Below are 23,387 nucleotides of genomic sequence, written 5' to 3' on the forward strand. Positions count from 1 at the left end.
CGGCTGACGCCGGCGTTCACCGCCGTGGCCGACGGCCCGGTCGACCCCGTGGTACGGCGCTCGCCGCGCGCGGACTTCCAGTCCGACGCGGCGTTGGCGCTGGCCCGGCGGCTCGGCCGGTCGCCGCGCGAGATCGCCCAGGCGGTGCTGGACCGTGCGGTCCTCGACGACGTCTGCGCGACGGCGGAGGTCTCCGGTCCGGGCTTCGTCAACCTGACGATCGACGACGGCGCGCTGGCCGGCATGGTCGCCGCGCTGGCCGCCGACGCCCGGCTCGGGGTGCCGGTGACGGCCGCACCGGAGACCGTCGTGGTCGACTACTCGGGGCCCAACGTGGCGAAGGAGATGCACGTCGGGCACCTGCGCTCCACGGTCATCGGCGACGCGGCGGTACGGCTGCTGGGCTGGCTCGGGCACCGGGTCGTGCGGGTCAACCACCTCGGCGACTGGGGCACCCCGTTCGGGATGCTGATCGCGCATCTGGTGGACCTCGGTGAGGCGGAGGCGGCACAGGAGCTGTCCATCGGCGACCTCGACGGGTTCTACCGGGCGGCCCGGTCGAAGTTCGACGCCGACCCGGCCTTCCGGGACCGGGCTCGGCAGCGGGTGGTCGCGTTGCAGGGTGGCGATCCGGAGACGCGGCGGCTGTGGCGGCTGCTGGTCGAGCAGTCCCAGCGGTACTTCCTGACCGTGTACCAACTGCTCGACGTCACCCTGACCGAAGGCGACTTCCGGGGCGAAAGCGCGTACGACGACCGGCTCGGGGCGGTGATGGGCGACCTCGACCGGCTCGGGCTGCTCACCGACAGCGCCGGGGCGACCTGCGCCTTCCCACCGGGGTTCACCGGGCGGGACGGCACACCACTGCCGTTGATCGTGCGCAAGGGCGACGGCGGGTACGGCTATCCGGCGACCGACCTGGCCGCGCTGCGGCTGCGTACCGGCGAGCTGGGCGCGACCCGGCTGCTCTACGTGGTCGGCCTGCCGCAGCGGCAGCACTTCGCGATGGTGTTCGCGGTGGCCGGGCAGGCCGGCTGGTTGCGCCCGCCGGCCCGCGCCGAGCACCTCGGCTTCGGCTCGGTCCTCGGTCCGGACGGGCGGATGCTGCGCAGTCGGACCGGGGAGTCGGTGAAGCTGGTCGACCTGCTGACGGAGGCGGTGACCCGGGCGACCGCGCTGGCCCGGACCAAGAACCCCGCGCTGGACGAGGCGGACGCGGCCGAGATCGGCCGGGCCGTCGGTATCGGCGCGGTCAAGTACGCCGACCTGGTCACCGACCGCACCCGCGACTACGTGCTGGACTGGGAGCGGATGCTGGCCCTCGACGGCAACACCGCCCCCTACCTGCAGTACGCGTACGCCCGGACCAGGTCGGTGTCGCGGCGGGCCGGCACCGCTGTCGACCCGGACGCCCGGGTCGTGCTCACCGCGCCGGCCGAGCGGGCGCTGGCGTTCGAGCTGCTCGGGTTCGCCACCGTCGTCCACGAGGTGGCCCGGACGATGGAGTTCCACCAGCTCGCCGGCTACCTGCACCGGTTGGCGACCCGGTTCAGCGCGTTCTACGAGCGCTGCCCGGTGCTGCGGGCCGACGGGGAACTGCGGGCCAGCCGGTTGCTGCTGACCGACCTGACCGGCCGCACCCTGCGGCAGGGGCTCTACCTGCTCGGCATCCGTACCGTCGAGCGGATGTGAGCCGACCGGCCCGTGGTCGACCCGGGCCGGGCCGGGTGGCGCGGCCCGGGTCGTCAGCTGGCCCCGGTGCGCAGTTGCTCGAAGTGGGGCTTCATCGCCGGGTAGTAGTCACCGAAGTCGGCCTTCGGGGCGTCCGCCGGGGCGTCCGGGCCGGCGGTCACCAGGAGATCGAGGTAGAACTCCCAGCCGGGGCCGATCTCGCCGACGTGCTCCTCGCTGTCGAGGTGGTGGGTGAACCGCAGTTCGGTGGTGCCGGCCGTCTCGGTGAGCGCCAGCTCGATCCGCCAGCCGCCCGACTCGTCGGCCGACGACACGGCCAGGTGCCGGGGCGCCTCGCACGCCTCGATCCGCAGCGCCGTCCAGGGGGTGCCGTCCTCGAAGGCCATCTGCAACCGGATCGTGCGGCCGGGGCCGGCGTCGCCCTCCCACCGCCCGAACCAGCGGGCGGTACGGTCGGGTTCGGTGACGCTCGCCCAGACGTCCTCGATCGGGGCGCGGAAGGTGCGCACCAGCACCAGGTCGGTGCCGGTGAGGGTGCGGAACAACTGCCCGGTGGGGATGCCGGTCATGCGGTCTCTCCTACTGCTCGGGGTGCCGTGTCGCGGGTGCGCCGCTCACGGCGGGTGCGGTGGACCTCTGTCTCCAGCGCGTCGAGGTGCTGCGCCCAACCGCGCGGACGACGCAACCGGGCGAGCCAGTCGACCAGCTCGGTGAGCCGGTCGGTGTCGAGCCGGTAGCGCCGCTGCCGACCCACCAGCTCGCTGTGGACCAGGCCGCTGTCCCGCAGCACCCGCAGGTGGCGGCTGACGGCCGGTCTGCTCACCGGGAACCGGTCGGCGATCTCCCCGGCCGGGAGGTCACCGTCGCGCAGCAGCTCGAGGATGCTGCGACGGATCGGATCGGATATCGCCGCCGCCACCTCGTCCACCCGTAAAGCGTAACCCATCGGTTACGGGTTTCCCGGGGTGCCCCCGTCAGCGCAGCGGGGCCGGCAGTGGGCGTACCCCGGTGAGCTCTTCGGAGTGGGCCCAGAGGTCGGCCGCGAGCTGCCGGTCGGTGGCGGTGCCGCGCAGCGGCGCGAAGGTGGGCTCCGCACGGCGGAACAGCCGGCCGGGGCCGATGTGCCGGCCGGTGGGCGCGGCCGGCACGGTGGCCGCGAAGAGCATCGGTGCCGCAGCCTCGTCGAGAGGGCGGCGCAGCGGCCCCATGACGACGGTCTCGACCCGCCGGGCGAGGGACGGCAGGTCCCGGGAGAGGTCGGTCCTGGTCATCCCGGGGTGGGTGAGCAGACTGCGCACCGGTGAGCCCGCGGCCCGCAGCCGCCGGTCGAGTTCCAGCCCGAACAGCACGTTGGCCAGCTTCGACGTGGCGTACGCCCCGCCCGGGGAGTAGCGGCGCTCGGCGGCCAGGTCGGTCAGGTCGAGTCGACCGAGCCGGTAGAGACCCGAGGAGACGGTGACCACGACCGGCGTCCGGCCGGCGGTCAACACGGGCAGCAGCCGCCCGGTGAGGGCGAAGTGGCCGAGGTGGTTGGTGGCGAGTTGGCTCTCCACCCCCTGTGGGCTCAGCCGCCGGGGAACGGTGCCGATGCCGGCGTTGTTGACCAGCGCGTCCACCACGTCGACCGCACTCCCGAGGTCCTCGGTGAAGGCGCGGACCGAGTCGAGGTCGAGCAGGTCCAGTCGACGCACGACGAGATCTGCCCAGGGGTGGTCGCGCAGGATCCCGGCCCGGACCCGGGCGCCCTTGGCGGTGTCCCGGACGGCCATCACCACCCGGCCCCGGCGGGCGGCCAGGTGGCGGGTGATCGCCACGCCGAGCCCGCTGCTGGCGCCGGTGACCACGAACGTCCGGCCGGACTGGTCGGTGAGATCGGCGACGGTCCAACCGGGTGCGCTGTCCATGGGGTGCCTTCCGGTGGAGGAATGAAGTGGATTACCTATCCGATTGAACCCGGAGGTAAACGGATTGTCAATCCGATCGGATGGTCCATCCGTTGGGTTAGGCTGGCGCGGTGACGACGACACTGCGTGCGGACGCCGCCCGCAACCGGGAACGGGTGCTCACCACCGCCCGTGCCGTAGTGGCGGAAGGTGACCTGTCGTTGCCGCTCAACGAGATCGCCCGGCGGGCCGCAGTCGGCGTCGGCACGGTCTACCGGCACTTCCCGACCCGACGGGCGCTGCTGGAGGCGCTCGCCGCCGACGCCTTCGCCGCGCTGCTCGACCAGGCACGGGCGGCAACCCGCGAGGACGACCCGTGGGCCGGCGTGGAGCTGCTGCTACGGGCCTTCCTGCGCAGTCAACTTGACGATCCGGCCCTCGCCGAGGTGCTCGCGACCCCCGCGGAACAGGACGCCACCACGCAGACCACAGCCGGTCGCGCGGAGTTGGGCGACCTGGCCGCGACCGTGCTGGAGCAGGCGACCCGGGCCGGCCGACTGCGCCCCGGCCTCACGCTGGACGACCTGCAACACCTGGTCTGCGGTACCGCGTTCGCCGCCCGGATCGCCGGCACGCCCCGGCACCGCGACGAGCTGTACCTGACCGTGCTGCTCGCCGGGGTCCGCGCACCCGACCCCGGCGAGGGGTCACGGCAGGCCGACTAACCGGGCCGGACGCACGGGTCGGCGGTCGTGGTCGACGGGCTGTCCGCCGTACGGCCGTCGGTGCCGGTCACCCGCACCGACCAGGTCACCGCCGAGGCACGGAGCCCACCCACCGTCACCTGGGCGGACGACCCGTCCACGGTCATCGCCCGGCTCGCCGCCCGGCCACCCGCAGGTGTCCACCGCACCCGGGCCGTCCCGAGCGTGGCACTGCCGGTGGCCCGGACGACCAGGCTCCAGGTGGCCGCGCCGCAGCGCACGTGCGCGTTCGCCGTCACCGTGAAGGGCACGGCCAGCGGCAGTGCGGCCGGCGGGTGGGGCACGGCCGGTTTTCCGGTCGGAGCGGGGACCGGCGGCGTACCCGCAGGCGGCACGACGGCGGTCGGCTGCCCGGCTCCGGCCGACGGCGAAGCGACGACCGGCGGCGGAACCGCCGTGGCCGGCACACCGGCACCGGCCGGACCCGACGGCGACGCACCCCGCTGCGGGGAACCGCCGCCCGTCGGGGCGGTCGACGACGTGCCACCGGACAGTTCGCCGGAGGTCACCGCCGCCTGCTCGGCGGCCGGCCCGACGGGCGACAACGCCCAGGTCCCGGCCCCGAGGAGCAGCAACAGCAGCAGACCGGCGAGCCGCCGCCGGTTGCGCCGGCGGGCCGGCGGGCCGGCGGTGACCGCGACCGGCCGCTCCGGGCCGGCGGCGGTGCCCGCAGCCGCCGCGTCACCCGAGGTCACCACCGCCACGGGCGCGGCGACCGGCACCGCGTGGACGACCCGTCCGCCAGCGGCGGCATCCGGGGCGTCCCCCGCGACGACGGAGTCGCCCGGCGACGCAGCGGTCTCGGACGACGGAGGCGTCTCGGTCCGGCCGTCGGACGCCCCGACCGGACCGGCCGGGTCGGGGACCTCTCCCGGGGCGGCGGCATCGACGGCACCCCCGTCGGTCGGACCCCCGTCGGCGGAGCCCCCGTCGGCAGGGTCGTCGCCGGCCGGGTCGGGGCCGGGGTCGGGGCCGGCGACCTGGCCGGTGGCGGGATCCACGTCGGCGAGCCGCGGCCAGACCGAGTCGGCGACCACCAGAAAACCCGGTGCCGTGTACGCGGTCAGCAGCGCCGCCGGATTGCACTGCTCGCGCCGGAGCAGCCCACACCGGGCGCAGTCGTCGATGTGCCGGGCGACCCGCTTGCGCAGGGTCGGGGTGAGCCGGCCCTGCCAGTCGTCGAGCAGGTCGGCCAGGGCCGGGCAGTCCCGCGCCCCGCCCCGGGCGACGAGCAGCGCACCGAGTGCCCGTTCGAGCTGGGACCGGGCCCGCGACAACCGGGCGTGCGCATGGTTGGCGGGCACCCCGAGCGCCGCACCGATGTCCACGGAGGACAGATCGTGGCGGATCGCCAGGTGCACCACCTCACGGTCACCGGGATTGAGCGCGGCGACCGCCAGGTGCACCAGGTCGCGTACCTGGTCGGCGTTGACGGCGGCGGCCGGGTCGGCGGTGTCGGCGACCGGCTCGGTCGCCTCCGCCAGCGGAGCGGAGCGGGACCGCTCCCGCAACTGCCGCAGGCACTCCGTCCGCACGATCGCGTACAGCCAGGACCGCAGCCGGTCCGGGTCACGCAGCTGGTCGATGCGCTGACCGGCGAGGAGGAACGCGTCGTGGACGGCGTCCGCGGCGGCCTCCGGCTCGCGCAGCATCACCCGGGCGTACGTGTAGAGCCGGTCGGCGTACCGCCGGTAGATGCCCTCCAGGCCGACCCGGTCACCACGTCGCAGCGCCTCGACCAGCGCCCGGTCGTCCAGCGCCGTCACATCCATCCGTGCCCCCACCACTCGTCCACCGCTCCAGTAGAGCGAAGAAAAAAATTCCCGGGAACTTTCTGTTGGCATGCCGACCCCCCGGCACTCCCACGGGTGTCATCGCAGCGCCGACACCGGGAGACACCCATGACAACGACACGTTCCTCGACCCGCCGACCGGGCACCGGCCGACGCCGGTACCTGGCCACCGTAGTGGTCGCGACGCTCGCCGCCGGACTCGTCGCGACCACCTCGGTGGACGCCACCGCCGCCATCGTCCCGGGTGGCCCGACCGGGGTGCCCGGGGCCGCCGGTGCCGAACCGCTGGCCTTCCGGGTCGACCCGGGCCTGACCGCGCCCCGGCTGTCACTCGACACCGTCGGGCGGGTCGGCACCGACCGGCAGGTCGGTGTGGTGGCCGGGCCGGACGGGAAGCCCGCCGGCCTGGTGCTCGACGAGGTGATGGTGCGGGTCGCCGGCCAGTCCGAACTGGACGCCTTCCTGGCCCGCTGGGGTGGTCAGGTGCTCGACTCGTTCGCCCCCGACGAGCAGGGGCAGGACCACCTGGTCCGGGTGGACGCCAACCGGGCCGACCCGGCGGGGCTGGTCGCCGACCTGCTCGCCGCCGAGCCACGCCAGTCCGGCGGGTACCGGGTCGGCGACGAGCGCGCGTTGCGGCTGCTCGCGCTGGCCGCCGCCGAGTGGCGTACGGGCACCGAGCTGGTCCTCGACTGGCTGGTGGAGCCGTCCGGCATCACCGACGGCCAGGTGTTCGAGGCCCCGGACATCGGCAAGAACGTCTTCGACTGGACGTTCATGCGGGCCGGTGGCGCGATGGACATCGGGGTGGCGCCGGCCTGGCAGCTGCTGGAGAGCAAGGGTCGGCTGACCAAGCAGGTGAAGTACCTGGTGCAGGACGGCGGCTTCCAGTTCAACTCCGACTTCCCCAGCAAGGTCTCGCTGCACAAGGCGGAATGGGGCGAGAGCAACACCAACGACTGCACCGGCGGCACGCCCTGCCCGTGGCACGCCACCAGCGTGGTCCTCGCCGGGATGGGCCGGGTCGACAACGACTACGGCACCGCCGGTCCGGCCGGGCCGGTGGTGCAGGAACTGGTCGCCGTCCGCAACGGCATCGACTACTGGACGGTCCTGCGCCGGCTGGAGAAGGCCGCCGAGTCGACCCACCCGGACGTGGTCAACCTCAGCTTCACCCGGGACGTGAACCTCGGCGTCAGCCACGCGCGCACCTGGACCGACCGGCGGATGAAGCACGTCCGGGACACCGGGGCGCTGATCGTCGCCGCCGCCGGCAACAACGGCACGAACGTCGACGGCGACACCCTCTGGGTGCCCTGCGAGAGCACCCACGTCATGTGCGTGGGTGGGATGAACACGAACGCGACAGTGGCGGGCGGGTCGAACTGGGGCACCAAGGACCTCACCACGTCGGTGGAGATCTACGGTCCGATGTGTGTGGCGGGCCTGACCGATCCGGGTACGCCTGCGGTCAACACCACGAAGACCACCTGCGGCACCAGTGTCGCCTCGCCGTTCGTGGGCGGGGTCGCCGCCCTGGTGATGGCCGCCGACCCGACGCTCACCTCCGAGCAGGTCCGCGAGATCCTCAACGACACCGCCCACGTCGGCGGGCTGGGCGACAAGGTGACCGGCAGCCAGCGCCGGGTCGACGCGCTGGCCGCCGTCGCCGAGGCGCTGGGCGTGACCGTCGGCAAGCCAGCGGTGACCATCAGCACCCCGAAGACCAAGCAGAAGTTCGGGGTGAACCAGTCGGTGGACCTGTGGGGCACGGCCACCGACTTCCTGGGCAAGGAGATCCCGCTCACCTGGACCAGCAGCCTCGACGGTGAGCTGGCCACCGGGTCGCAGACGTTCGTGCCGTCGCTGTCGGCCGGCAGCCACGTCATCACCGCCAGCGCCACCGACAGCCTGGGGCGTACCGGCTCGGCGTCGGTGACCGTCACGGTGGTGGACAGCCCGACGACGGTGGGGATCATCTCGCCGCCGGCGGGGCTGACCCTCACTGCGGGGCAGTCGGTCGGACTGCTCGGCACCTCGAACGATCCAGACCTCTTCGGCCAGCTCCCCGACGCGGAGGTGTCCTGGACGGTCCGGCGCGGCAACACGGTGGTCCTGGAGAAGGCCGGTCACCAGGCCCTGCTGCCGGCGAACGCGGTCACGCCGGGGGCGTACACCGTGACGTTCGCGGCGGGTGGGGCGAGCGTGCAGCGGGCCTTCGCGGTCACCTCGGCACCGGCCGGGCAGTCCCGGCCGGTCGCCACGATCACCCTGCCGACACCGGCCCTGGAGCTGACCACGATCGAGTCCGGGCCGAAGTCGGTCGCGTTCGTCGGGACCGGGTTCGACGTCGAGGACGGCGTGGTCGCCGGGACCCGGTTCCGGTGGACGGCGTACGGCGACGGCGGCGTCAAGCAGGTGCTGTGCCAGGGCGGCGGGGTGCCCACCGGCGAACCGGTCGACGACAAGGGCACGCCGAAGAACTGTGCGTCCTTCACCGCGGCGCTGGCCCAGCTGACCAGCGGGACCGACACCACCACCTGGTCGGTGTGGCTGGAGGTCTTCGACGCATCGGGTCTGGTCGGCACGGACTCCGTGCCGGTCCGGATCCGGCGGGTCACCCCCTGACGGTCCGTTTCCCCATCCGAACTCCGCCCGGGACCGACCGGTTCCGGGACCGCACGACACGAGGAGAGAACATCATGCGCAGCCAAGAGTGGACGCGACGGACGGTCGCCCTGGGTGGTGCCCTGCTGAGCGCGGTGGTGCTCGGTCAGGTCGCGCTCAGCGGGCCGGTGGCGGCGGTGCCCGGCCTGCTGATCCGCACGACGGTCGGGCCGAGCAACAGCGTCGCCAAGTCGCAGAGCGCGGTCTGCCCGACCGGCACCACGGTCATCGGCGGGGGCGGCGCGATCACCGGGTCGGGTCTCGGCCAGGTGGGCATGGACATCATGCAGCCGCTGGCCGATTCCGGGCTCTACTCGGTGACCGGCCGGGAGGACCCGAACGGTGTCGCCGGGAACTGGGCGGTCACCGCCGGCGCGATCTGCGCCTCGGCGCCGTCGGGTCTGGAGGTGGTGACCGGCCACTCCGCGTCCAACTCGGTCAACCCGAAGTTCCTGGAGTTGTTCTGCCCGGTGGGCAAGCGGGCCATCGGCGGCGGTGGTGCGGCCCTGGCCCTCGGCTCGGGGGCGAGTGACGTGCTCCTGGAGGACCTGCGGATCAACCAGAGCAGCGTGACGGTGGCGGGGGTCGAGGCCGGCAACGCCTTCGCGGGCAACTGGTCGGTGGACGCGTCGGTGATCTGCGTCGACCCGCTCCCCGGTGAGCAGCGGGTGATCGTGGACAGCGCCGACAACTCCACGGCCAGCCGCACGGTCACCGCCACCTGCCCGGCCGGCAAGCGCCTGCACGGGGTCGGCGGCGAGATCGTCGGCGGCGAGGGCCAGGTGCGGCTGACCGAGATGCGGCCCACCTCGTCGACCACGGCGACCGTCCGCGCCGCCGAGGACGAGAACGGTTTCAGCGGCAACTGGAAGGTGCGCGCGTACGCCGTCTGCGCGACCTGAGCCACCGGTCGTCGACCGACAGCCACCCCTGAGGCCCTGCGGTCCCGCGCCGATTCTCCGGCGCGGACCGTGGGGCCGTCCGCCGTCGGGCCGGGGTCCCCGGTGCCTCTTGCCGTCGGGCGCGGGAGACGGGCGGGGTGAGCAACGGTCCGCAGGAGACGGGCGGGGTGAGCAACGGTCGGCGGTCGCGGCGCAGGGTTGTGTCGACCTTCGCCGATGAGTAACGTCACGAATCGGTGCGACTACTCACCGTCATGGCAGGAGTGTTCCACATGACACAGACCACGCAGACCGACCTGCCCCACTGGCCGCCGGTCAACCCGGCCCGCAGCCCGTTCGCCCTGCTCGACGACGCCGAACGACTGCGCCTCGCCGGTCAGGCGGTGACCCGGGTGCAGCTGCCCACCGGAGCCACCGCCTGGCTGGTCACCCGGCATCCCGAGGTGCGGCAGCTGCTGCGCCACCCGGCGTTCAGCTCCGATCTGCAACGCCCCGGCTTTCCCCTGCTCCGCCCGCTGCCCCCCGAGGTGACGGCGGATTCCCAGGGGGCCTTCATCCGGATGGACGGCGAGGCGCACCTGCGGCTGCGCCGGATGCTCACCGCAGAGTTCATGATCAAGAATGTCCGCCGGATCGAACCGCTGATCCACCAGACCGTCTCCGAGGCCCTGGCCGACCTGGCCGCCGCCGGCCCACCGGCCGACTTCGTGTCGACGTTCGCCCTGCCGCTGCCGTCCAAGGTGATCTGTCACCTGCTCGGCGTCCCCTACGCCGACCACGACTTCTTCCAGTCCCGCAGCCGGCTGCTGCTCAACCGCCAGGCGCCGATGGACCAGCTCCAGCACGCCGCCCAGGAGCTGCGGGAATACCTCCGGTCGCTGATCGACGCCAAGCGGGCCCGGCCCGACGACGCCGACGACCTGCTCAGCCGGCTGATCCGGGAACGCGTCGAGCCGGGTGAACTCGGCGTCGACGAACTCGGCGGGATGGCCCTGCTGCTGCTCATCGCCGGCCACGAGACCACCGCCAACATGCTCGGCCTGAGCGTCCTGCTGCTGACCCGCCACCCCGGGCGGTACGCGCTCCTGCGCGACCGCCCCGACCTCGCCCCGGGCATGGTGGACGAGCTGCTGCGCTACCTCAGCATCGTCCGGACCGGGCTGTTCCGGGTGGCCACCGAGGACGTCGAGATCGGCGACCGGCTGATCCGGGCCGGCGAGGGCGTCATCGCCCTGCTCTCCCTGGCCAACCGGGACCCGGAGGTCTTCGACGACCCCGACGGGTTCGACCCGTACCGGCAGGCCCACCAGCACCTGGCCTTCGGGTTCGGGATGCACCAGTGCATCGGTCAGCCCCTCGCCCGAGCCGAACTGCGCGTCGCGCTGGTGGAGTTGGCACGCCGCTTCCCCGACCTGACGGTGGCGGCGGACCCACAGGAGTTGACCACCCGGGACAACTCGGTCGTGTTCGGCCTGGACGCTCTCCCGGTGACCTGGTGACGCCCACCCCACGACAGCTACCGGCGGAGACGACGCCGCGGGTGGCCGTCGACCGGGAGCGGTGCTGCGGGGCGGGCAACTGCGTCCTGACCGCCCCGGAGGTCTTCGACCAGGACGACACCGACGGCCTGGTGCTGCTACGCGACCCCGCCCCGGGAGCCGCGTCGCGCGACCGCGTCCAACGGGCCGCCGACCTCTGCCCGGCGGGTGCGATCCGGGTCGGCTGACGGCACCGGTGAGCGTCCATCATCCCCATCCGCGCCGCGCTGGTCGGGTGCCCGGCCCCGTGACCCGGGCACCCGACCGGCGGCCGCTCACGGGAGAAGTTCGACGTACCCGTCGGTGCCGTGCACGCGGATCCGCTGCCCGTCCGGGATCAGCCGGGTGGCGTCCACCACCCCGACGACGGCCGGCAGGCCGTACTCCCGGGCGATCACCGCGCCGTGGGTCATCAGGCCACCGACCTCGGTGACCAGCCCGGCGACGGTGACGAACAGCGGCGTCCAACTGGGATCGGTGTACGGCGTGACGAGGATGTCCCCCGGTTCGAGATCGGCCCGTGCCACGTCCCGCACCACGCGCGCCCGACCCTCGACGGTCCCGGCGGAGACCGCCAGGCCGACCAGCGCGCCGACCGGCACGTCGTCCCGCTGGTACGTCCCGGCGACGATCTCGCCCTCCGAGGTGAGCACCCGGGGCGGGATGAGCGCCCGGTACGACAGGTGCTCCGCCGCCCGTCGGGGGATGAGCCCGTCGTCGACCCGGCGGGTACGGACGACCTCGTCGAGTTCGGGGAACGTGAGGTACCAGATGTCCTCCCGGCCCCGCAGCACGCCGTCGGCCACCAGGCGGTCGGCCTCGGCCAGCAACGCCTGCTTGTACGCGAAGGTGCGGGTGACCATGCCGTACTTCGGGTATTCCCGGTAGCCGACGAACGTCCGGGCCCGGTCGATCATCCGTTTGGTCCGCTCGGCCTTGTCCGCGCCGCCGTCGGGCAGGGCCCGCAGCCGCTCCAGCACCTCCCGCTCCTTGTCCCGCGCCGTGCGCAGGCCCTGCTCGAAGTGCCGCCCGCCGGCCCCCGGTGCGAAGTTCCTGATGTTGCCCAGGATCAGCGGCACGAGCATGGCGGGACGTTCCCGCCAGCGGGGCCGGGTGATGTCGATCTCGCCGACCCCCCGCATGCCGTACCGGTCGAGCCAGGACCCGATGGCCACCCGGGCCTCCCGGCCACCGGCGAGCTGGTCCAGCCCGGCCAGCAGGTCGTCCGGCCCGCCGGGGCGTCGCACTCCCGGCCGGGCCCGCCGTCGTCCGCCACCCGGCTCAGGAAGGCCACGACCTCCGGGTACGGCCGGATCGCGTCGGCGACGTCCAGCAGGGCCAGCCCCATCTCCGAGGTGACGTTGTGCGGGACGGACTGGGTGAGCGGGTCGGCGGCGTTGCGCTCACCGAGCCACTCCTGGAGGTGTTCGTTGAGCCACCAGACCGCCTCCATCCCGGCCATGATGACCGGGATGCTCCTCGGATCGATCATCATCCGGGTCAGCCGGGGGAAGTCGGTCCGGATGAAGTCGAGCAGCGCCGGCCCGGACTTCGTCCGGATCTCGCGGGCCAGGGCGGCGTTGGCGTCGTCGATCCGGGTGATCAGCTCGGTGACCAGCGCGGGATCGGTCTCGACGGGCGGTGCCGCCGGCCCGGGTGGCGGCCCGGCGGGCTTCTCGTCCGGCACCTCCCGGATGAAGTCACCGCGCTCCACAACGGTGCGCAACGCGTCCCCGATCAGCGGGTCGGACCTGCCCAGGGCCGCCAGCAGGCCGGCGCGGCCGGTCGGCGACGCCAGCTCGGGCGTCACGTCGGCGAACAACCGGCCGGCGGCCTCGTACATGGGCCGGGCGGCGATCAGCTGGTACATCGAGAACCCGAGGGGCTTCATCGGGTCGGTCATCATCTGCTGGTGGCCCACGGACACGTAGACGTGGTTGTCGGTGTCGTCGGCCACCGGGACGGGGAACAGCGTGGTGACCGGTCGGGTCTGGACGATCTGGAAGTCGTCGTCGACCAGGCACCACTCGATGTCCTGCGGCTGACCGAAGTGCGCCTCGATCCGCCGGCCCAGCCGCACCAGCCGGACGACCTGCGGGTCGGTCAGCGCCGGCTGGTCCTGCCGCTGCGGGTCGATCGCCACCACCCGGGTCCCGCCGGTCGGCGTGGTCCGCACGGCGTGGCGTTTGGCGGCGATCGTCCGGGCGACGACACGGTCGTCGCGGACCCGGAAGACGTCCGCGTCGACCAGCCCGGAGACCAAGGCCTCGCCGAGGCCGAACCCGGCCTCCACGAAGGAGACCCGCCGGTTGCCGGTGACGGGATCGGCGGTGAACAGCACGCCCGCCGCCCCGGCGGGGACCATCCGCTGGACGACCACCGCCATCGCGACCCGGTGGTGGTCGATGCCGTTGCGCTGGCGGTAGGTGACGGCCCGTGCGGTGAACAGCGAGCCCCAGCACCGGCTGATCTGCCGCAGGACCGCCGTCGGGCCGACCACGTTGAGGAAGCTGTCCTGCTGCCCCGCGAAGGAGGCGGTCGGCAGGTCCTCCGCCGTCGCGCTGGACCGGACGGCGTACCCGCCGTGCCCGCCGAGCGCATCGAGGGCACGGATGATCTCCGTCGCGACGTCGTCGGGGACGGTGACGTTCTCGATGGTGCGGCGGATCTGCGCGCTGAGGGTGCCGATCGCCGCCCGTTCGGTGGGTGCCAGCCGGGCCAGTCGATCGAGTTGCCCGTCGAGTCCCGACGCCAGCGCGGTGACCCGCCGGAAGGCGTCCGTCGTCACGCAGAAGCCCGCCGGCACCCGGACCCCGTCGATGCGGGTCAGTCCGCCGAGGTGGGCGCCCTTGCCGCCGACCAGGTTCCGCTGCGTCGGGTCGACCTCACGCAGACCCCGTACGTACCGACCGGTCATCGGGCGACCTCCGGGACGGTCGGGCGTCGCCGCATGACGGCGGCCGGGTGGTTCAGCGGCCTCGAATATGTCTTCGGGTACGTGGACATCGTTTCGCCTTCCGCTGGTGACAGGTCGCCGGCGCACCGTCGTGATGCATTTCCGCTGGCGGCGACCTCGGCTGACGATTCTGCGGGGTGACCCGGGTCTTGCGGCAAGTCCCCCCGTCCGCTATATGTTGGGAGAGCAAGAAATGGTGCGCGCGTCGAAATGGCGAACGCGCCCGGCGAAAACGCTTTCACCAGGCCACCTGTCGATATCGGGGCCGGGCGGTCGGCGTCAGGGCCCCGGTCGGGGACGGTCGGCGACCGGCGTCGGGGCGGTCGGGGCCGGGACGGTGGCCGACCGGCGTCGGGGCGGTCCGGGGTGACACGCCGGTGAGCAGCGGGCCGACCTCAGCTGATCAGCGCGCCGACGTCCAGCCTTGCGCGCGCAGCCGTTCGATGCCGTCCAGCAGCAGGTCCAGCGCGAACTCGAACTCGAACTGGTCGTCGCAGCCCTGCCCCACGACGGACCCGTCGTCGTGCGAGGCCGCCTCGGCGATCTCGGCGACGTGCGGGAACCGCGCCGCGACCTCCGGCGGCAGGGGCGCGGGGGCGTCGGGGCGGCCGGTCCGGTCCGGCCGGCCTGCCGGGACGCGTCGAACAACTCCTGGCTGAAGCCCAGGATGCGGCTGCCCATGGCGTGCATGACGTGGTGGGTGAGGTCGGTGGAGAGACCACCGGCGCGTAGCGCCCCGATCATCGAGTCGAGGTAGCCGAGGACGGCCGGCGTCGCCATGGTGCGCGACTCGATGGCGAGCGACGCCCAGGGGTGCCGACGCAGCACCTGCCGGGCCGACAGGACACGTCGGCGGATGGCGGGCTGCCAGCCGACGCCCGTCGTCAGCGGCTCGATCTCGCCGACCACCACGTCGATCATGCCGTCGAGGAGTTCGTCCTTGTTGGCCACGTGCTTGTAGAGGGCCATCGGCACGACGCCCAGTTCCTGCGCGAGGTTGCGCATGCTGAGCGACTCGATTCCGGCCCCGTCGGCCAGCACGACGGCGGCGCGCAGGATGCGGTCCCTGCTCAGCGGCGTCCGGCGCAGCGTCTCAGCCTGCTCGGCCATCTCGGTCCCTGTCCTCGGTCGGCGAGGGAAACCTTAACCGGCATTGACAGGTGTACGCCGTACACCTACCGTGGTCGACATCTGGTGTACGGCGTACACTCCGAGGAGGGCGAGATGAAGGCGATCGTGCAGGACCGGTACGGGCCCCCCGAGACGTTGACCCTCGCGGACGTCGACGTGCCGGTGCCCACCGCCGACGAGGTGCTCGTGCGGGTCGAGGCCGCCGCGCTCAACGCGTACGACTGGCACGTGATGCGCGGCGATCCCCGGATGGCGCGGTTGGCGCTGGGCCTGACGCGGCCCCGGGCCCGCATCCGGGGTCGCGACTTCGCCGGTCGGGTCGAGGCCGTCGGCGTCGACGTGCGTCACCTGCGCCCCGGCGACAGCGTGTTCGGCGACCTCGGGGACGCCAACGGCGCGTTCGCCGAGTACGTGTGCGCCCCCGCCGCCCTGGTCGCGCCGAAGCCGGCGAACCTGACCGCGCCGGAGTCGGCAGCCCTGCCACTGGCCGGGGTGACCGCGCTCCAGGGGCTGCGGGACGCGGCCCGGGTCGCGCCCGGCCAGCGCGTGCTCGTCAACGGCGCCTCCGGTGGTGTCGGCACCCTGGCCGTGCAGCTCGCCAGGGTGCTGGGCGCGACGGTGACCGGGGTGTGCAGCACCCGCAACGTCGACCTGGTCCACTCGCTCGGCGCCGACCACGTCGTCGACTACACCCGCGAGGACTTCACCCACGGGGACCGCCACGACGCGGTGTTCGACCTGGTCGGCAACCGCAGCCTCACCGCGCTGCGGCGGGCACTGACCCCGACCGGGACGCTGGTGCTCTCCGGCGGCGGTGTGTACCGGGGCGGCAGCCTCCTCGGGCCGGTCCGGCTCATCGCGCGGGGCGACTGCTGGCCCCCCTCGTCCGGCAGCGCGTCGTCGTCCTGACGGCGACCCCCGGCCGGGAGCACCTCGACACGCTCCGCGCCCACGCCGAGGCCGGCCACCTCACACCGGTGATCGACCGGACCTATCCGTTGCCCGAGGTGCCCCATGCCATCGGCTACCTCGAAGGCGAACACGCCAGGGCGAAAGTGGTCATCACCATCTGACCGGCCCGCCATCCGCCGGCCCGGCCGGGCAGGCTCCCGATTCCCCGGTCAAGCGTGCCCGGCTCAGAGTTCCGTCAATATCACCTGTCAGTCAGCTGGCAATGGTGAAAGCGCTTCGATTTCCTGCTCCAGCACTGTCGGCGAGCGACGAATCTCATTTACCATCGTCGATGCAATGCCTCGTTCATCCGCCGTTCACCCTACCGACGGCCGGCCTTCGAGGCGTCCGCACCGCGCCCGGGCCCGACGCGCCCCACCCCGCCCGCCCCGAGGAACAGGACCCCCCATGACAGCCACCGCACGTCGTACCGCCGTCCTGGCCGGACTCACCGCCACCCTGCTGGCCGGCCCGCTCGCCGTCGCCGCCGTCGCCGCCGCGACCGCCACGATCACCCTCAACGGCTCCAGCGCGAGCGTCACCGGCAGCAACGTCACCGTCGCCGGCAGCGCCGTCACCATCACCGCGCCCGGCTCCTACGAGATCAGGGGCACGCTGAACAACGGCCACATCGCTGTCGACACCGCCATCACCGGCACCGTGGAACTCGTCCTCGCCGGCGCCTCCATCACCAACTCCACCTCCTCGCCGCTGTACGTGACCAACGCCAGCGCGGTCACCGTCACCCTGGCCGCGGGCACCAGCAACAACCTCACCGACGCGGCGACGTACACCAACACCGGGGAGCCGGACGCCGCCCTGTTCAGCGCCGCCGACCTGACCATCGGCGGCACCGGCGCGCTGACCGTGCGCGCCAACCACGCCGACGGCATCGTCAGCAAGGACGACCTGGTCATCCAGTCCGGCACCATCACCGTCAACGCGGTGGACGACGCGATCCGGGGCAAGGACTCCCTCACCGTCAACGGCGGCACGATCGCCGTCACCTCGTCCGGCGGCGACGGGCTCAAGTCCAACGACACCGAGGCCGGCAAGGGCGTGCTCACCATCACCAACGGCACCATCACCGCCTCGGTCGCCGACGACGCCATCAAGGGCGAGAACGTCCTGAACATCTCCGGCGGCACCATCAACGTCACCCGGTCCTACGAAGCGCTGGAAGGACTCCGGACCACCATCAGCGGCGGCAACATCACCGTCGTGGCCAGCGACGACGCGGTCAACGCCGCCGAGGAGGGCCTCGGCCACATGGAGCCGTCCGCGATCGCGTTCATCAAGGTCACCGGCGGCACGGTGGTGGCCAGCGGCGGCACGGACGGCTTCGACTCCAACGGGTCGCTCACCTTCGCCGGTGGCACCGTGGTGGCCCGGGGCTCCAGCACCCGGGGCGGCGGCGAGGGCGCGATCGACGCCGACGGCCCGATCGCCTTCACCGGCGGCACGGTGGTGGGCGCGGCGCTGACCTCGCTGGCCGTGTTCCAGGCGGTGCCGAACACCGGCCAGGGCTGGGTGGCCCCCCGGTTCAACGCCAACCTGGCCGCCAACACCATCGTGCACGTGGTGTCCGGCAGCACGGTGCTGGGTTCGTACCGGACCTCGGCCACCGTCCGGGAGGTCGTCTTCTCGTCCAACCGGATCACCAACGGCCAGCGGTACGACATCTACACCGGCGGCAGCGTGACCGGCACCAATGTCGGCGGTCTCTACACCGGCGGCAGCATCACCGGCGCCACCCGGGTGCTGACCGGCGTCACCGCCGGCCGGTACGGGCGGTTCTGAGTCCGGGCCCTGCGGTTCGGGCCCGCCCGGGCCCGAACCGCGCCACCGGCCCGCCTTTGCACCACCGCCAGATCCGATGCCACACCGCCGGACGCCGCACACGGCAAACGGCCGGCGGACACCCCAAGGAGCAAATATGTCGCGCTTGGTCCTGGCCGGAGTGGACCTGGTCGCCGTGGTCCTGCTCGTCTTCGCGCTGTACTTCCCGCGCCACCGACGACGGGACCTGGTGGTCGCCTACCTCGGCGTCAACGTCGGCGTGTTCGCCGTGGCCAGCTCACTGAGCAGCAGCACCGTCGGCGCCGGGCTCGGGCTGGGGCTGTTCGGGGTGCTGTCGATCATCCGGCTCCGGTCCACGGAACTCGACCAGCACGAGGTGGCGTACTACTTCTCGGCGCTCGCGCTCGGCATCCTCGGCCCGCTCTCCGGCACCTCGGTCCTGACGGTCGGCGCGCTGACGGTGCTGATCCTCGCCGTGATGTTCGTCGGGGACCACCCCCGACTGCTGCGCCGGTACCGGCGGCACGTCATCGTGCTGGACAGCGCGGTCACCGACTCGGTCGCCCTCACCGCACACCTGGAGCAGTTGCTCGGCGCCCGGGTGCACAACGTCAACGTCGAGCGCGTCGACCTGGTCAACGACACCACGATCGTGGACGTCCGCTACTCGCGGCCCAGGGTCACCGCCACCGGCGGGCGGCGGCCGGTCGACGCGGGCACCGCCCGGTGACCGCCCCCGACCCGCCCACCGCGGCCCTGATCCCGCCCACCGCGGCCCTGATCCCGCCCACCGCGGCCCTGATCCCGCCCACCGCGGCGCTGACCCCGCCCACCGCGGTCCTGACCCCGCTCACCGGTGCGCTGGCCCAGCTCACGCCGATCGGGCTCGCGGAACTGACCGAACGCGCCGCGCTACAGACCCGGTTCGACCGCAAGTACCTCCTTCCGCTCGCCGAGCTGCCGCACCTGCTCGCCGGGCTCGACCACACCGACCAGGTGCTGGAGATCGACGGCAGGCGCGCGTTCCGCTACGAGTCGATCTACTTCGACACCGCCGACCTGGTCAGCTTCCGGCTCACCGCCCGCCGACGCCGCCGCCGCTTCAAGATCAGGACGAGGACGTACCTCGACTCCGGCCTCTGCTGGCTGGAGGTGAAGACGGAGGGCACCCGGGGCGGCACGGTCAAGGAACGGCTGCCCTACCGTCCCGACGACAGCGGCACCCTCACCCCCGGGCGGTCGTTCGTCGACGGGGTGCTCGCGGCGCTGCGCACCGGCCCCACCCTGACCTTCGCGCCGACCCTCACCACCAGCTACCTGCGCAGCACGCTCTATCTACCGGCTACCGCGAGCCGGGCGACCATCGACGTCGCGTTGCGCTGGGAGGATCACCGGGGCCGTCGGTTGGCGCTGCCCGAACTGGCCATCATCGAGACGAAGACCGGCTCCACCGCCTCCCACGTCGACCGGCTGCTCTGGCGGCAGGGTCACCGCCCGGTGGCCATCTCCAAGTACGCGACCGGGCTGGCCGCCCTCGACCCCGACCTGCCCGCCGGGCGTTGGCAGCGCACCCTACGTCGGCACTTCCACCCCACCCTCCACGGGGATCCGGGCGCGCGCCAGGAGACGTCTCACCGGGGCGGCCCCGCAACAGACCCCGCCGCATCCTGCGCCCGCGGGGGCAGCCGTAACGCGTAACCGACACCCCGGACGGTGTGGATCAGGGGCGGGTCCCAGCGGTCGATCTTCCGCCGCAGGCAGTAGACGTACGACTCGACGATCCGGCCGTCGCCACCGAAGCGGTAGTTCCACACCCCGTCGAGGATCTGCGCCTTGCTGACCACCCGGCCCGCGTTGGCGAGCAGGAACCGCAGCAGGTTGAACTCGGTGGGCGACAGCGGCACCGGGTGCCCGCCCCGGCGTACCTCGTGGGCCTGCTCGTCCAGCTCCAGGTCGGCGTACCGCAGCAACCCGCCGTCCTGGGTGCCCTGATCCGCCCGGTAGCGGCGCAGCACCGCCCGCACCCGCAGCACCAGCTCCTCCAGGCTGAACGGCTTGGTGACGTAGTCGTCGGCCCCGGCGGTGAGCCCGGCGATGCGGTCGGCCACCTCGTCACGGGCGGTGAGGAACAGCACCGGCACTCCCGGACCGGGACCCGCACGCAGGCTCCGTGCGACCTGGAGACCGTCGAGATCCGGCAGCACCACGTCGAGCACCACCAGGTGCGGTTCGAAGTCCGCCGCCACGACCAGCGCCTCCCGGCCGCCGGAGGCCACCCGGACCTCGAAGTCGTGCCTTCCCAGCGTCGCCGAGAGCAGCGCCCGGAGATGGGGGTCGTCGTCCACGACGAGCACCCTGGACATCGGGGTAATCACGCACTGTTCGTACGGGACATGGTGGGGAGTGGCCTCGCAGTCGGCTGTGGATCAGCTGTGAGCAACCTGCCGGTCGTGCCACCCGTGGCGCACCGGGCCGCCCACCCGTCGTGCCGACGGGTGGGCGACCGACGCACTCAGGGGCTGGTGCAGGTCGGCGACGGGCTGGTCGGCGTGCCGGTGCCGAGGAAGCCGAAGGTCGTCGAGGTGCCGGGGGCCAGCGCACCGTTGTAGGAGACGTTGCGGACGGTCGCGGTCGAGCCGCTGGTGCTCAGCGTGCCGTTCCAGACCTGGCTGATGCCCTGTCCACTGCCCAACTGCCAACGGGCGGTCCAGCCGTCGACGGCGGCGCTGCCGGCCGTCACCGTGACCTCAGCCTGGAAGCCACCCGACCACGAGCCGATCGTGCGGTACGTCGCGGTGCAGGCGGTGCCGGGCGGCGGGGTCGTCGGCGGCGGGGTGGTCGGCGGAGGCGTGGTGGGCGGCGGGGTGGTGGGCGGAGGCGTGGTCGGCGGCGGGGTGGTGGGCGGCGGGGTCGTCGGCGGGGTCGTCGGCCCGCCCGGCGGCACCAGGGGGCAGGTGGAGCTGTACCGGGAGACGCCGGTGCTGTTCGCCAGCGGGCAGAGGAACTGGGTGTAGCGGGTGTCGTAGTCCAGGAAGATCTTGAGCCAGGGGATCAGCAGCCGCATCTCGGTCGGGTTCGACCGGGTGAACGACAGGTGGTCGTTGCCGGCCAGCTCCGCCCAGGCGTGCTCCACCCCGGCGGGCAGCGTGTTGTAGATGCCCTGCACGTAGGACGGGGTGACGGTGCCGTCGTTCTGCCCCGACAGGAGCAGGGTGGGGACCTGGGTGGTCGACATGTTCAGGTTGTTGCCGGGCGTACCCGGGGCGAGGCCGACAGCGGTCCGCAGCGACGGCCGCCGCAGCGCCGCCAGCAGGGTGCCGGCCCCGCCCGCGGAGTGGCCCATCACGCTGAGCCGGTTGGGGTCCACCCGGTTGCGCACCGGGCTGGTCCGGGTGAGGTAGTCCAGCCCCGCGAGCAGCTGGGTGGCCCGGGCGTCAGCACCGTCGGTACGGCTGTTGGTCTCGATCCCGAGCACCACGAAACCGAAGGACGCCAGCCAGGGGCCCATCCAGGCCTCCTCGTTGGCGAACAGGGCGGAGTACCCGGGCACGATCGCCACCGCGCCCCAGGTGCCCAGGCTGGTGTCGGTCGGGTAGTAGACGAACCCGCCGTTGAAGCCGTTGCCCGCCGGCACGGTCGCCTGCGTGGTGGCGAACGGCCCCCGGGTGGCGGCCACACTCGCCGGGGTCGGGTCCGGGCCACGCTGGTAGGGGTTGTCCGCCGCCGCCGCGGCGTGCGGCATGCTCGCGGTCGCCACGAGGCCGAGGAGCACCACGAGGCCCGCCGAGAGCCAGCTCACGAACCGGGGTACGGAGGTCCGGCGGCCGGCCGGGGGTGGGGTCGGGGGTCGATCTGTCGGTAGCGTCACTTCGGGCCTCTCCTTCGGTTGACGGGGGCTGCGGACTACCGCCGGCTCCACTGCTGGTTGGCCTGGCCGTTGCAGGTCCACAGGACGAGCTTCGTGCCGTTGGCGGTGGCCCCGCCGTTGGCGTCGAGGCAGAGGCCGGACTGCACGCCGGTGATGGTGCCGTTGGCGTTGAGGTTCCACTGCTGGTTGGTGCCGCCGTGGCAGTCGTACGTGGTGACCAGGGTGCCCGGGGTGGTGCCGTAGCCGGCGGCGTCCAGGCACTTGGTGCCGAGCACGGTCAACGCCCGGCCGGAGGTGTACGTCCACTGCTGGTTGGTGCCGCCGTGGCAGTCCCAGAGCTGCAGCTGGAGCCCGTTGGTGGTGGCGGAACCGGGCACGTCGACGCACCGGCCCGAGGGGGTGCCGACGATCGTGGTGGTCTGTCCGCCGCTGTTGCCCGGGTTGCCGATGCTGCCGGGCACCGACTGCAGGGCGCTGTACCAGCGGGCGGCCATCTTGTCGTAGCCGCCGGAGGTGGGGTGGATGCCGTCGATCAGGTCGGCGGTGGACAGGGCGCTCTGCATGTCGACCAGGTGCACCCGCTTGCCGGCGTTCACCTTGCTCTGCACGATGCCCGGGATCGCTGCGTTGAAGGTACGCGCGGCCGCCGCCTGGTTGCCGTTGGAGAGCGTGATGATCTGCGCGACGAACACCTCCGCGGTGGGTGCGGTGGTGGTGATCCGGTCGATCAGGGTGGAGAGCCGGTTCGGCGCGGTGCCCACGTTGTAGTTCTGCAGGATGTCGTTGGTGCCGATGTGCAGCAGCACGGTCTGCGGCCGTTGGTTGTTCAGCCAGCCGACGATGTTGGCGTCGATCTGGTCGATGCGCCAGCCGGGGTGCCCCTCGTGGTCGTGGTCACCGAGGCTGCCCGGCCCGTTGAACTGCGATCCGGTGAAGTCGATCGTGTAGCGGCCGGCGGCGAGGCGCTGCCAGAGCCCGATCCGGTAGCCGCCCGGCACCTGGGTGCCCTCGGTGATGGAGTCGCCGAGCGGCATCACCCGTACCCCGCCGTTGGATTCGGCGTGGGCGGGGCCGGTCGGTGTCACCACCCCGGCGGTCATGACGCCGAGTACGGCGAGCGCCGCGAGCCATCGTGCCCTCGTTCGCATGGATTTCTCCCCTGGATCGGTGGAGCTGGCCGAGGGCGTGGGCCGGTCGGACGGCCACCGTGGTGAGGGGCGGCACGTCGGTGACGCGGGGCGGCCGGACCGGACAGCCCGCCGGCCGCCGGTCCCGCCGGGCACACGCCGATCGCCACCTCGACAGGACGAGGTGGTCTCGGCACCGGGACGGGTGTGAGCGTTAACAAAGACCATTGTAAATACTTGTCGCTGACCTGGTCCAGTTCGGCCCACCAGCCACCCCCGACGGAAGGCGACCGGGCACCCGGACGGGCCGACACC

The 23,387-nt window shown here is 72.9% G+C and carries 18 protein-coding genes and 2 pseudogenes (1 of these 20 running past the window's edge); 10 read left to right on the plus strand and 10 right to left on the minus strand.

Annotated elements, in window-relative coordinates; genetic code table 11:
• Positions 1–1,692 carry the 3' portion of an arginine--tRNA ligase gene (gene argS, locus J7462_RS18455; protein WP_219465170.1) on the plus strand. Its footprint begins 27 nt before the window's first position, so only the last 1,692 of its 1,719 coding nucleotides appear in the window; its start codon lies beyond the left edge, outside the window; it ends in the stop codon at positions 1,690–1,692.
• A 53-nt stretch (positions 1,693–1,745) separates the two neighbouring features.
• Here the strand turns inward: argS and J7462_RS18460 are convergent, their stop codons facing one another.
• From J7462_RS18460 to J7462_RS18470, 3 genes are read right to left on the minus strand one after another with little or no spacing between them, the layout of a single operon-like run.
• Positions 1,746–2,261, minus strand: a complete 516-nt coding sequence (locus tag J7462_RS18460; RefSeq protein WP_219465172.1) for an SRPBCC family protein — start codon at positions 2,259–2,261, stop codon at positions 1,746–1,748.
• Positions 2,258–2,620, minus strand: coding sequence for a metalloregulator ArsR/SmtB family transcription factor (locus J7462_RS18465; RefSeq protein ID WP_219465173.1), 363 nt, complete (start codon positions 2,618–2,620; stop codon positions 2,258–2,260). Before J7462_RS18465 ends, J7462_RS18460 begins: the two co-directional genes overlap by 4 nt.
• Before the next feature lie 46 nt (positions 2,621–2,666).
• Positions 2,667–3,596: an SDR family NAD(P)-dependent oxidoreductase gene (locus tag J7462_RS18470; RefSeq protein ID WP_219465174.1), complete on the minus strand. Its 930-nt coding sequence runs from the start codon at positions 3,594–3,596 to the stop codon at positions 2,667–2,669.
• 110 nt (positions 3,597–3,706) lie between these two features.
• Between J7462_RS18470 and J7462_RS18475 the strand changes: the two genes are divergently transcribed.
• Positions 3,707–4,300 (plus strand): TetR/AcrR family transcriptional regulator, encoded by a 594-nt coding sequence (locus J7462_RS18475; RefSeq protein WP_219465175.1) that lies wholly within the window; start codon positions 3,707–3,709, stop codon positions 4,298–4,300.
• On the opposite strand, the gene J7462_RS18480 is transcribed toward J7462_RS18475, so the two are convergent.
• Positions 4,297–6,111, minus strand: coding sequence for an RNA polymerase sigma factor (locus J7462_RS18480; RefSeq protein ID WP_219465176.1), 1,815 nt, complete (start codon positions 6,109–6,111; stop codon positions 4,297–4,299). The two genes, J7462_RS18475 and J7462_RS18480, sit on opposite strands and share 4 nt — an antisense overlap.
• Before the next feature lie 129 nt (positions 6,112–6,240).
• Here J7462_RS18480 and J7462_RS18485 point away from each other — a divergent pair, with 129 nt between their 5' ends.
• The 4 genes from J7462_RS18485 (at position 6,241) to J7462_RS32990 (ending at position 11,427) form a co-directional block, all read left to right on the plus strand.
• Entirely contained in the window at positions 6,241–8,760 is a 2,520-nt protein-coding gene (locus J7462_RS18485) for a S8/S53 family peptidase (RefSeq protein WP_219465177.1), read from the plus strand.
• Between the two features lie 74 nt (positions 8,761–8,834).
• The gene (locus tag J7462_RS18490; RefSeq protein WP_219465178.1) at positions 8,835–9,701 is read left to right on the plus strand and encodes a hypothetical protein; all 867 of its coding nucleotides are present in this window, start codon (positions 8,835–8,837) and stop codon (positions 9,699–9,701) included.
• Between the two features lie 272 nt (positions 9,702–9,973).
• A complete protein-coding gene (locus J7462_RS18495) occupies positions 9,974–11,200 on the plus strand; it encodes a cytochrome P450 (RefSeq protein ID WP_219465180.1) in 1,227 nt (408 codons plus the stop codon).
• A complete protein-coding gene (locus J7462_RS32990; RefSeq protein ID WP_219465182.1) occupies positions 11,197–11,427 on the plus strand; it encodes a ferredoxin in 231 nt (76 codons plus the stop codon). The genes J7462_RS18495 and J7462_RS32990 overlap by 4 nt, the downstream gene beginning before the upstream one ends.
• 87 nt (positions 11,428–11,514) lie before the next feature.
• On the opposite strand, the gene J7462_RS33355 is transcribed toward J7462_RS32990, so the two are convergent.
• From J7462_RS33355 to J7462_RS18510, 3 genes and pseudogenes are all read right to left on the minus strand, one after another.
• Complete coding sequence (locus J7462_RS33355; RefSeq protein ID WP_308290933.1) at positions 11,515–12,414, minus strand: PEP-utilizing enzyme; 900 nt, start codon at positions 12,412–12,414, stop codon at positions 11,515–11,517.
• Complete coding sequence (locus J7462_RS18505) at positions 12,309–14,156, minus strand: PEP/pyruvate-binding domain-containing protein (protein WP_255597779.1); 1,848 nt, start codon at positions 14,154–14,156, stop codon at positions 12,309–12,311. Before J7462_RS18505 ends, J7462_RS33355 begins: the two co-directional genes overlap by 106 nt.
• 442 nt (positions 14,157–14,598) lie before the next feature.
• Positions 14,599–15,305: pseudogene (locus J7462_RS18510) on the minus strand (TetR/AcrR family transcriptional regulator).
• Between the two features lie 114 nt (positions 15,306–15,419).
• Here J7462_RS18510 and J7462_RS18515 point away from each other — a divergent pair.
• From J7462_RS18515 to J7462_RS18530, 4 genes and pseudogenes are all read left to right on the plus strand, one after another.
• Positions 15,420–16,399 (plus strand): annotated as a pseudogene (locus tag J7462_RS18515) (NAD(P)-dependent alcohol dehydrogenase).
• A 286-nt stretch (positions 16,400–16,685) separates the two neighbouring features.
• On the plus strand, positions 16,686–18,077 hold the full coding sequence (locus tag J7462_RS18520; protein ID WP_219465184.1) for a carbohydrate-binding domain-containing protein: 1,392 nt from the start codon (positions 16,686–16,688) through the stop codon (positions 18,075–18,077).
• A gap of 136 nt (positions 18,078–18,213) precedes the next feature.
• Entirely contained in the window at positions 18,214–18,807 is a 594-nt protein-coding gene (locus J7462_RS18525) for a DUF4956 domain-containing protein (protein WP_219465185.1), read from the plus strand.
• The gene (locus J7462_RS18530) at positions 18,804–19,775 is read left to right on the plus strand and encodes a polyphosphate polymerase domain-containing protein (RefSeq protein ID WP_308290934.1); all 972 of its coding nucleotides are present in this window, start codon (positions 18,804–18,806) and stop codon (positions 19,773–19,775) included. Before J7462_RS18525 ends, J7462_RS18530 begins: the two co-directional genes overlap by 4 nt.
• Here the strand turns inward: J7462_RS18530 and J7462_RS18535 are convergent.
• From J7462_RS18535 to J7462_RS18545, 3 genes are all read right to left on the minus strand, one after another.
• Positions 19,709–20,440 (minus strand): response regulator transcription factor, encoded by a 732-nt coding sequence (locus tag J7462_RS18535; RefSeq protein WP_219465186.1) that lies wholly within the window; start codon positions 20,438–20,440, stop codon positions 19,709–19,711. The genes J7462_RS18530 and J7462_RS18535 overlap by 67 nt on opposite strands.
• A 149-nt stretch (positions 20,441–20,589) precedes the next feature.
• The gene (locus J7462_RS18540) at positions 20,590–21,945 is read right to left on the minus strand and encodes a cellulose binding domain-containing protein (RefSeq protein WP_219465187.1); all 1,356 of its coding nucleotides are present in this window, start codon (positions 21,943–21,945) and stop codon (positions 20,590–20,592) included.
• A 35-nt stretch (positions 21,946–21,980) separates the two neighbouring features.
• The gene (locus J7462_RS18545; protein ID WP_219465188.1) at positions 21,981–23,093 is read right to left on the minus strand and encodes an SGNH/GDSL hydrolase family protein; all 1,113 of its coding nucleotides are present in this window, start codon (positions 23,091–23,093) and stop codon (positions 21,981–21,983) included.
• Positions 23,094–23,387 lie beyond the last annotated feature (294 nt).

The sequence above is a fragment of the Micromonospora sp. RL09-050-HVF-A genome, from assembly GCF_019374995.1.
GTDB classification, from domain to species: domain Bacteria; phylum Actinomycetota; class Actinomycetes; order Mycobacteriales; family Micromonosporaceae; genus Micromonospora; species Micromonospora antibiotica.

Coding starts and splice junctions, on each gene's coding strand:
- J7462_RS18460 (WP_219465172.1), bottom strand. CDS start 2,261: ATGACCGGCATCCCCACCGGGCAGTTGTTCCGCACCCTCACCGGCACC.
- J7462_RS18470 (WP_219465174.1), bottom strand. CDS start 3,596: ATGGACAGCGCACCCGGTTGGACCGTCGCCGATCTCACCGACCAGTCC.
- J7462_RS18480 (WP_219465176.1), bottom strand. CDS start 6,111: ATGGATGTGACGGCGCTGGACGACCGGGCGCTGGTCGAGGCGCTGCGA.
- J7462_RS18485 (WP_219465177.1), top strand. CDS start 6,241: ATGACAACGACACGTTCCTCGACCCGCCGACCGGGCACCGGCCGACGC.
- J7462_RS18490 (WP_219465178.1), top strand. CDS start 8,835: ATGCGCAGCCAAGAGTGGACGCGACGGACGGTCGCCCTGGGTGGTGCC.
- J7462_RS18495 (WP_219465180.1), top strand. CDS start 9,974: ATGACACAGACCACGCAGACCGACCTGCCCCACTGGCCGCCGGTCAAC.
- J7462_RS18505 (WP_255597779.1), bottom strand. CDS start 14,156: ATGACCGGTCGGTACGTACGGGGTCTGCGTGAGGTCGACCCGACGCAG.
- J7462_RS18520 (WP_219465184.1), top strand. CDS start 16,686: ATGACAGCCACCGCACGTCGTACCGCCGTCCTGGCCGGACTCACCGCC.
- J7462_RS18525 (WP_219465185.1), top strand. CDS start 18,214: ATGTCGCGCTTGGTCCTGGCCGGAGTGGACCTGGTCGCCGTGGTCCTG.
- J7462_RS18535 (WP_219465186.1), bottom strand. CDS start 20,440: ATGTCCAGGGTGCTCGTCGTGGACGACGACCCCCATCTCCGGGCGCTG.
- J7462_RS18545 (WP_219465188.1), bottom strand. CDS start 23,093: ATGCGAACGAGGGCACGATGGCTCGCGGCGCTCGCCGTACTCGGCGTC.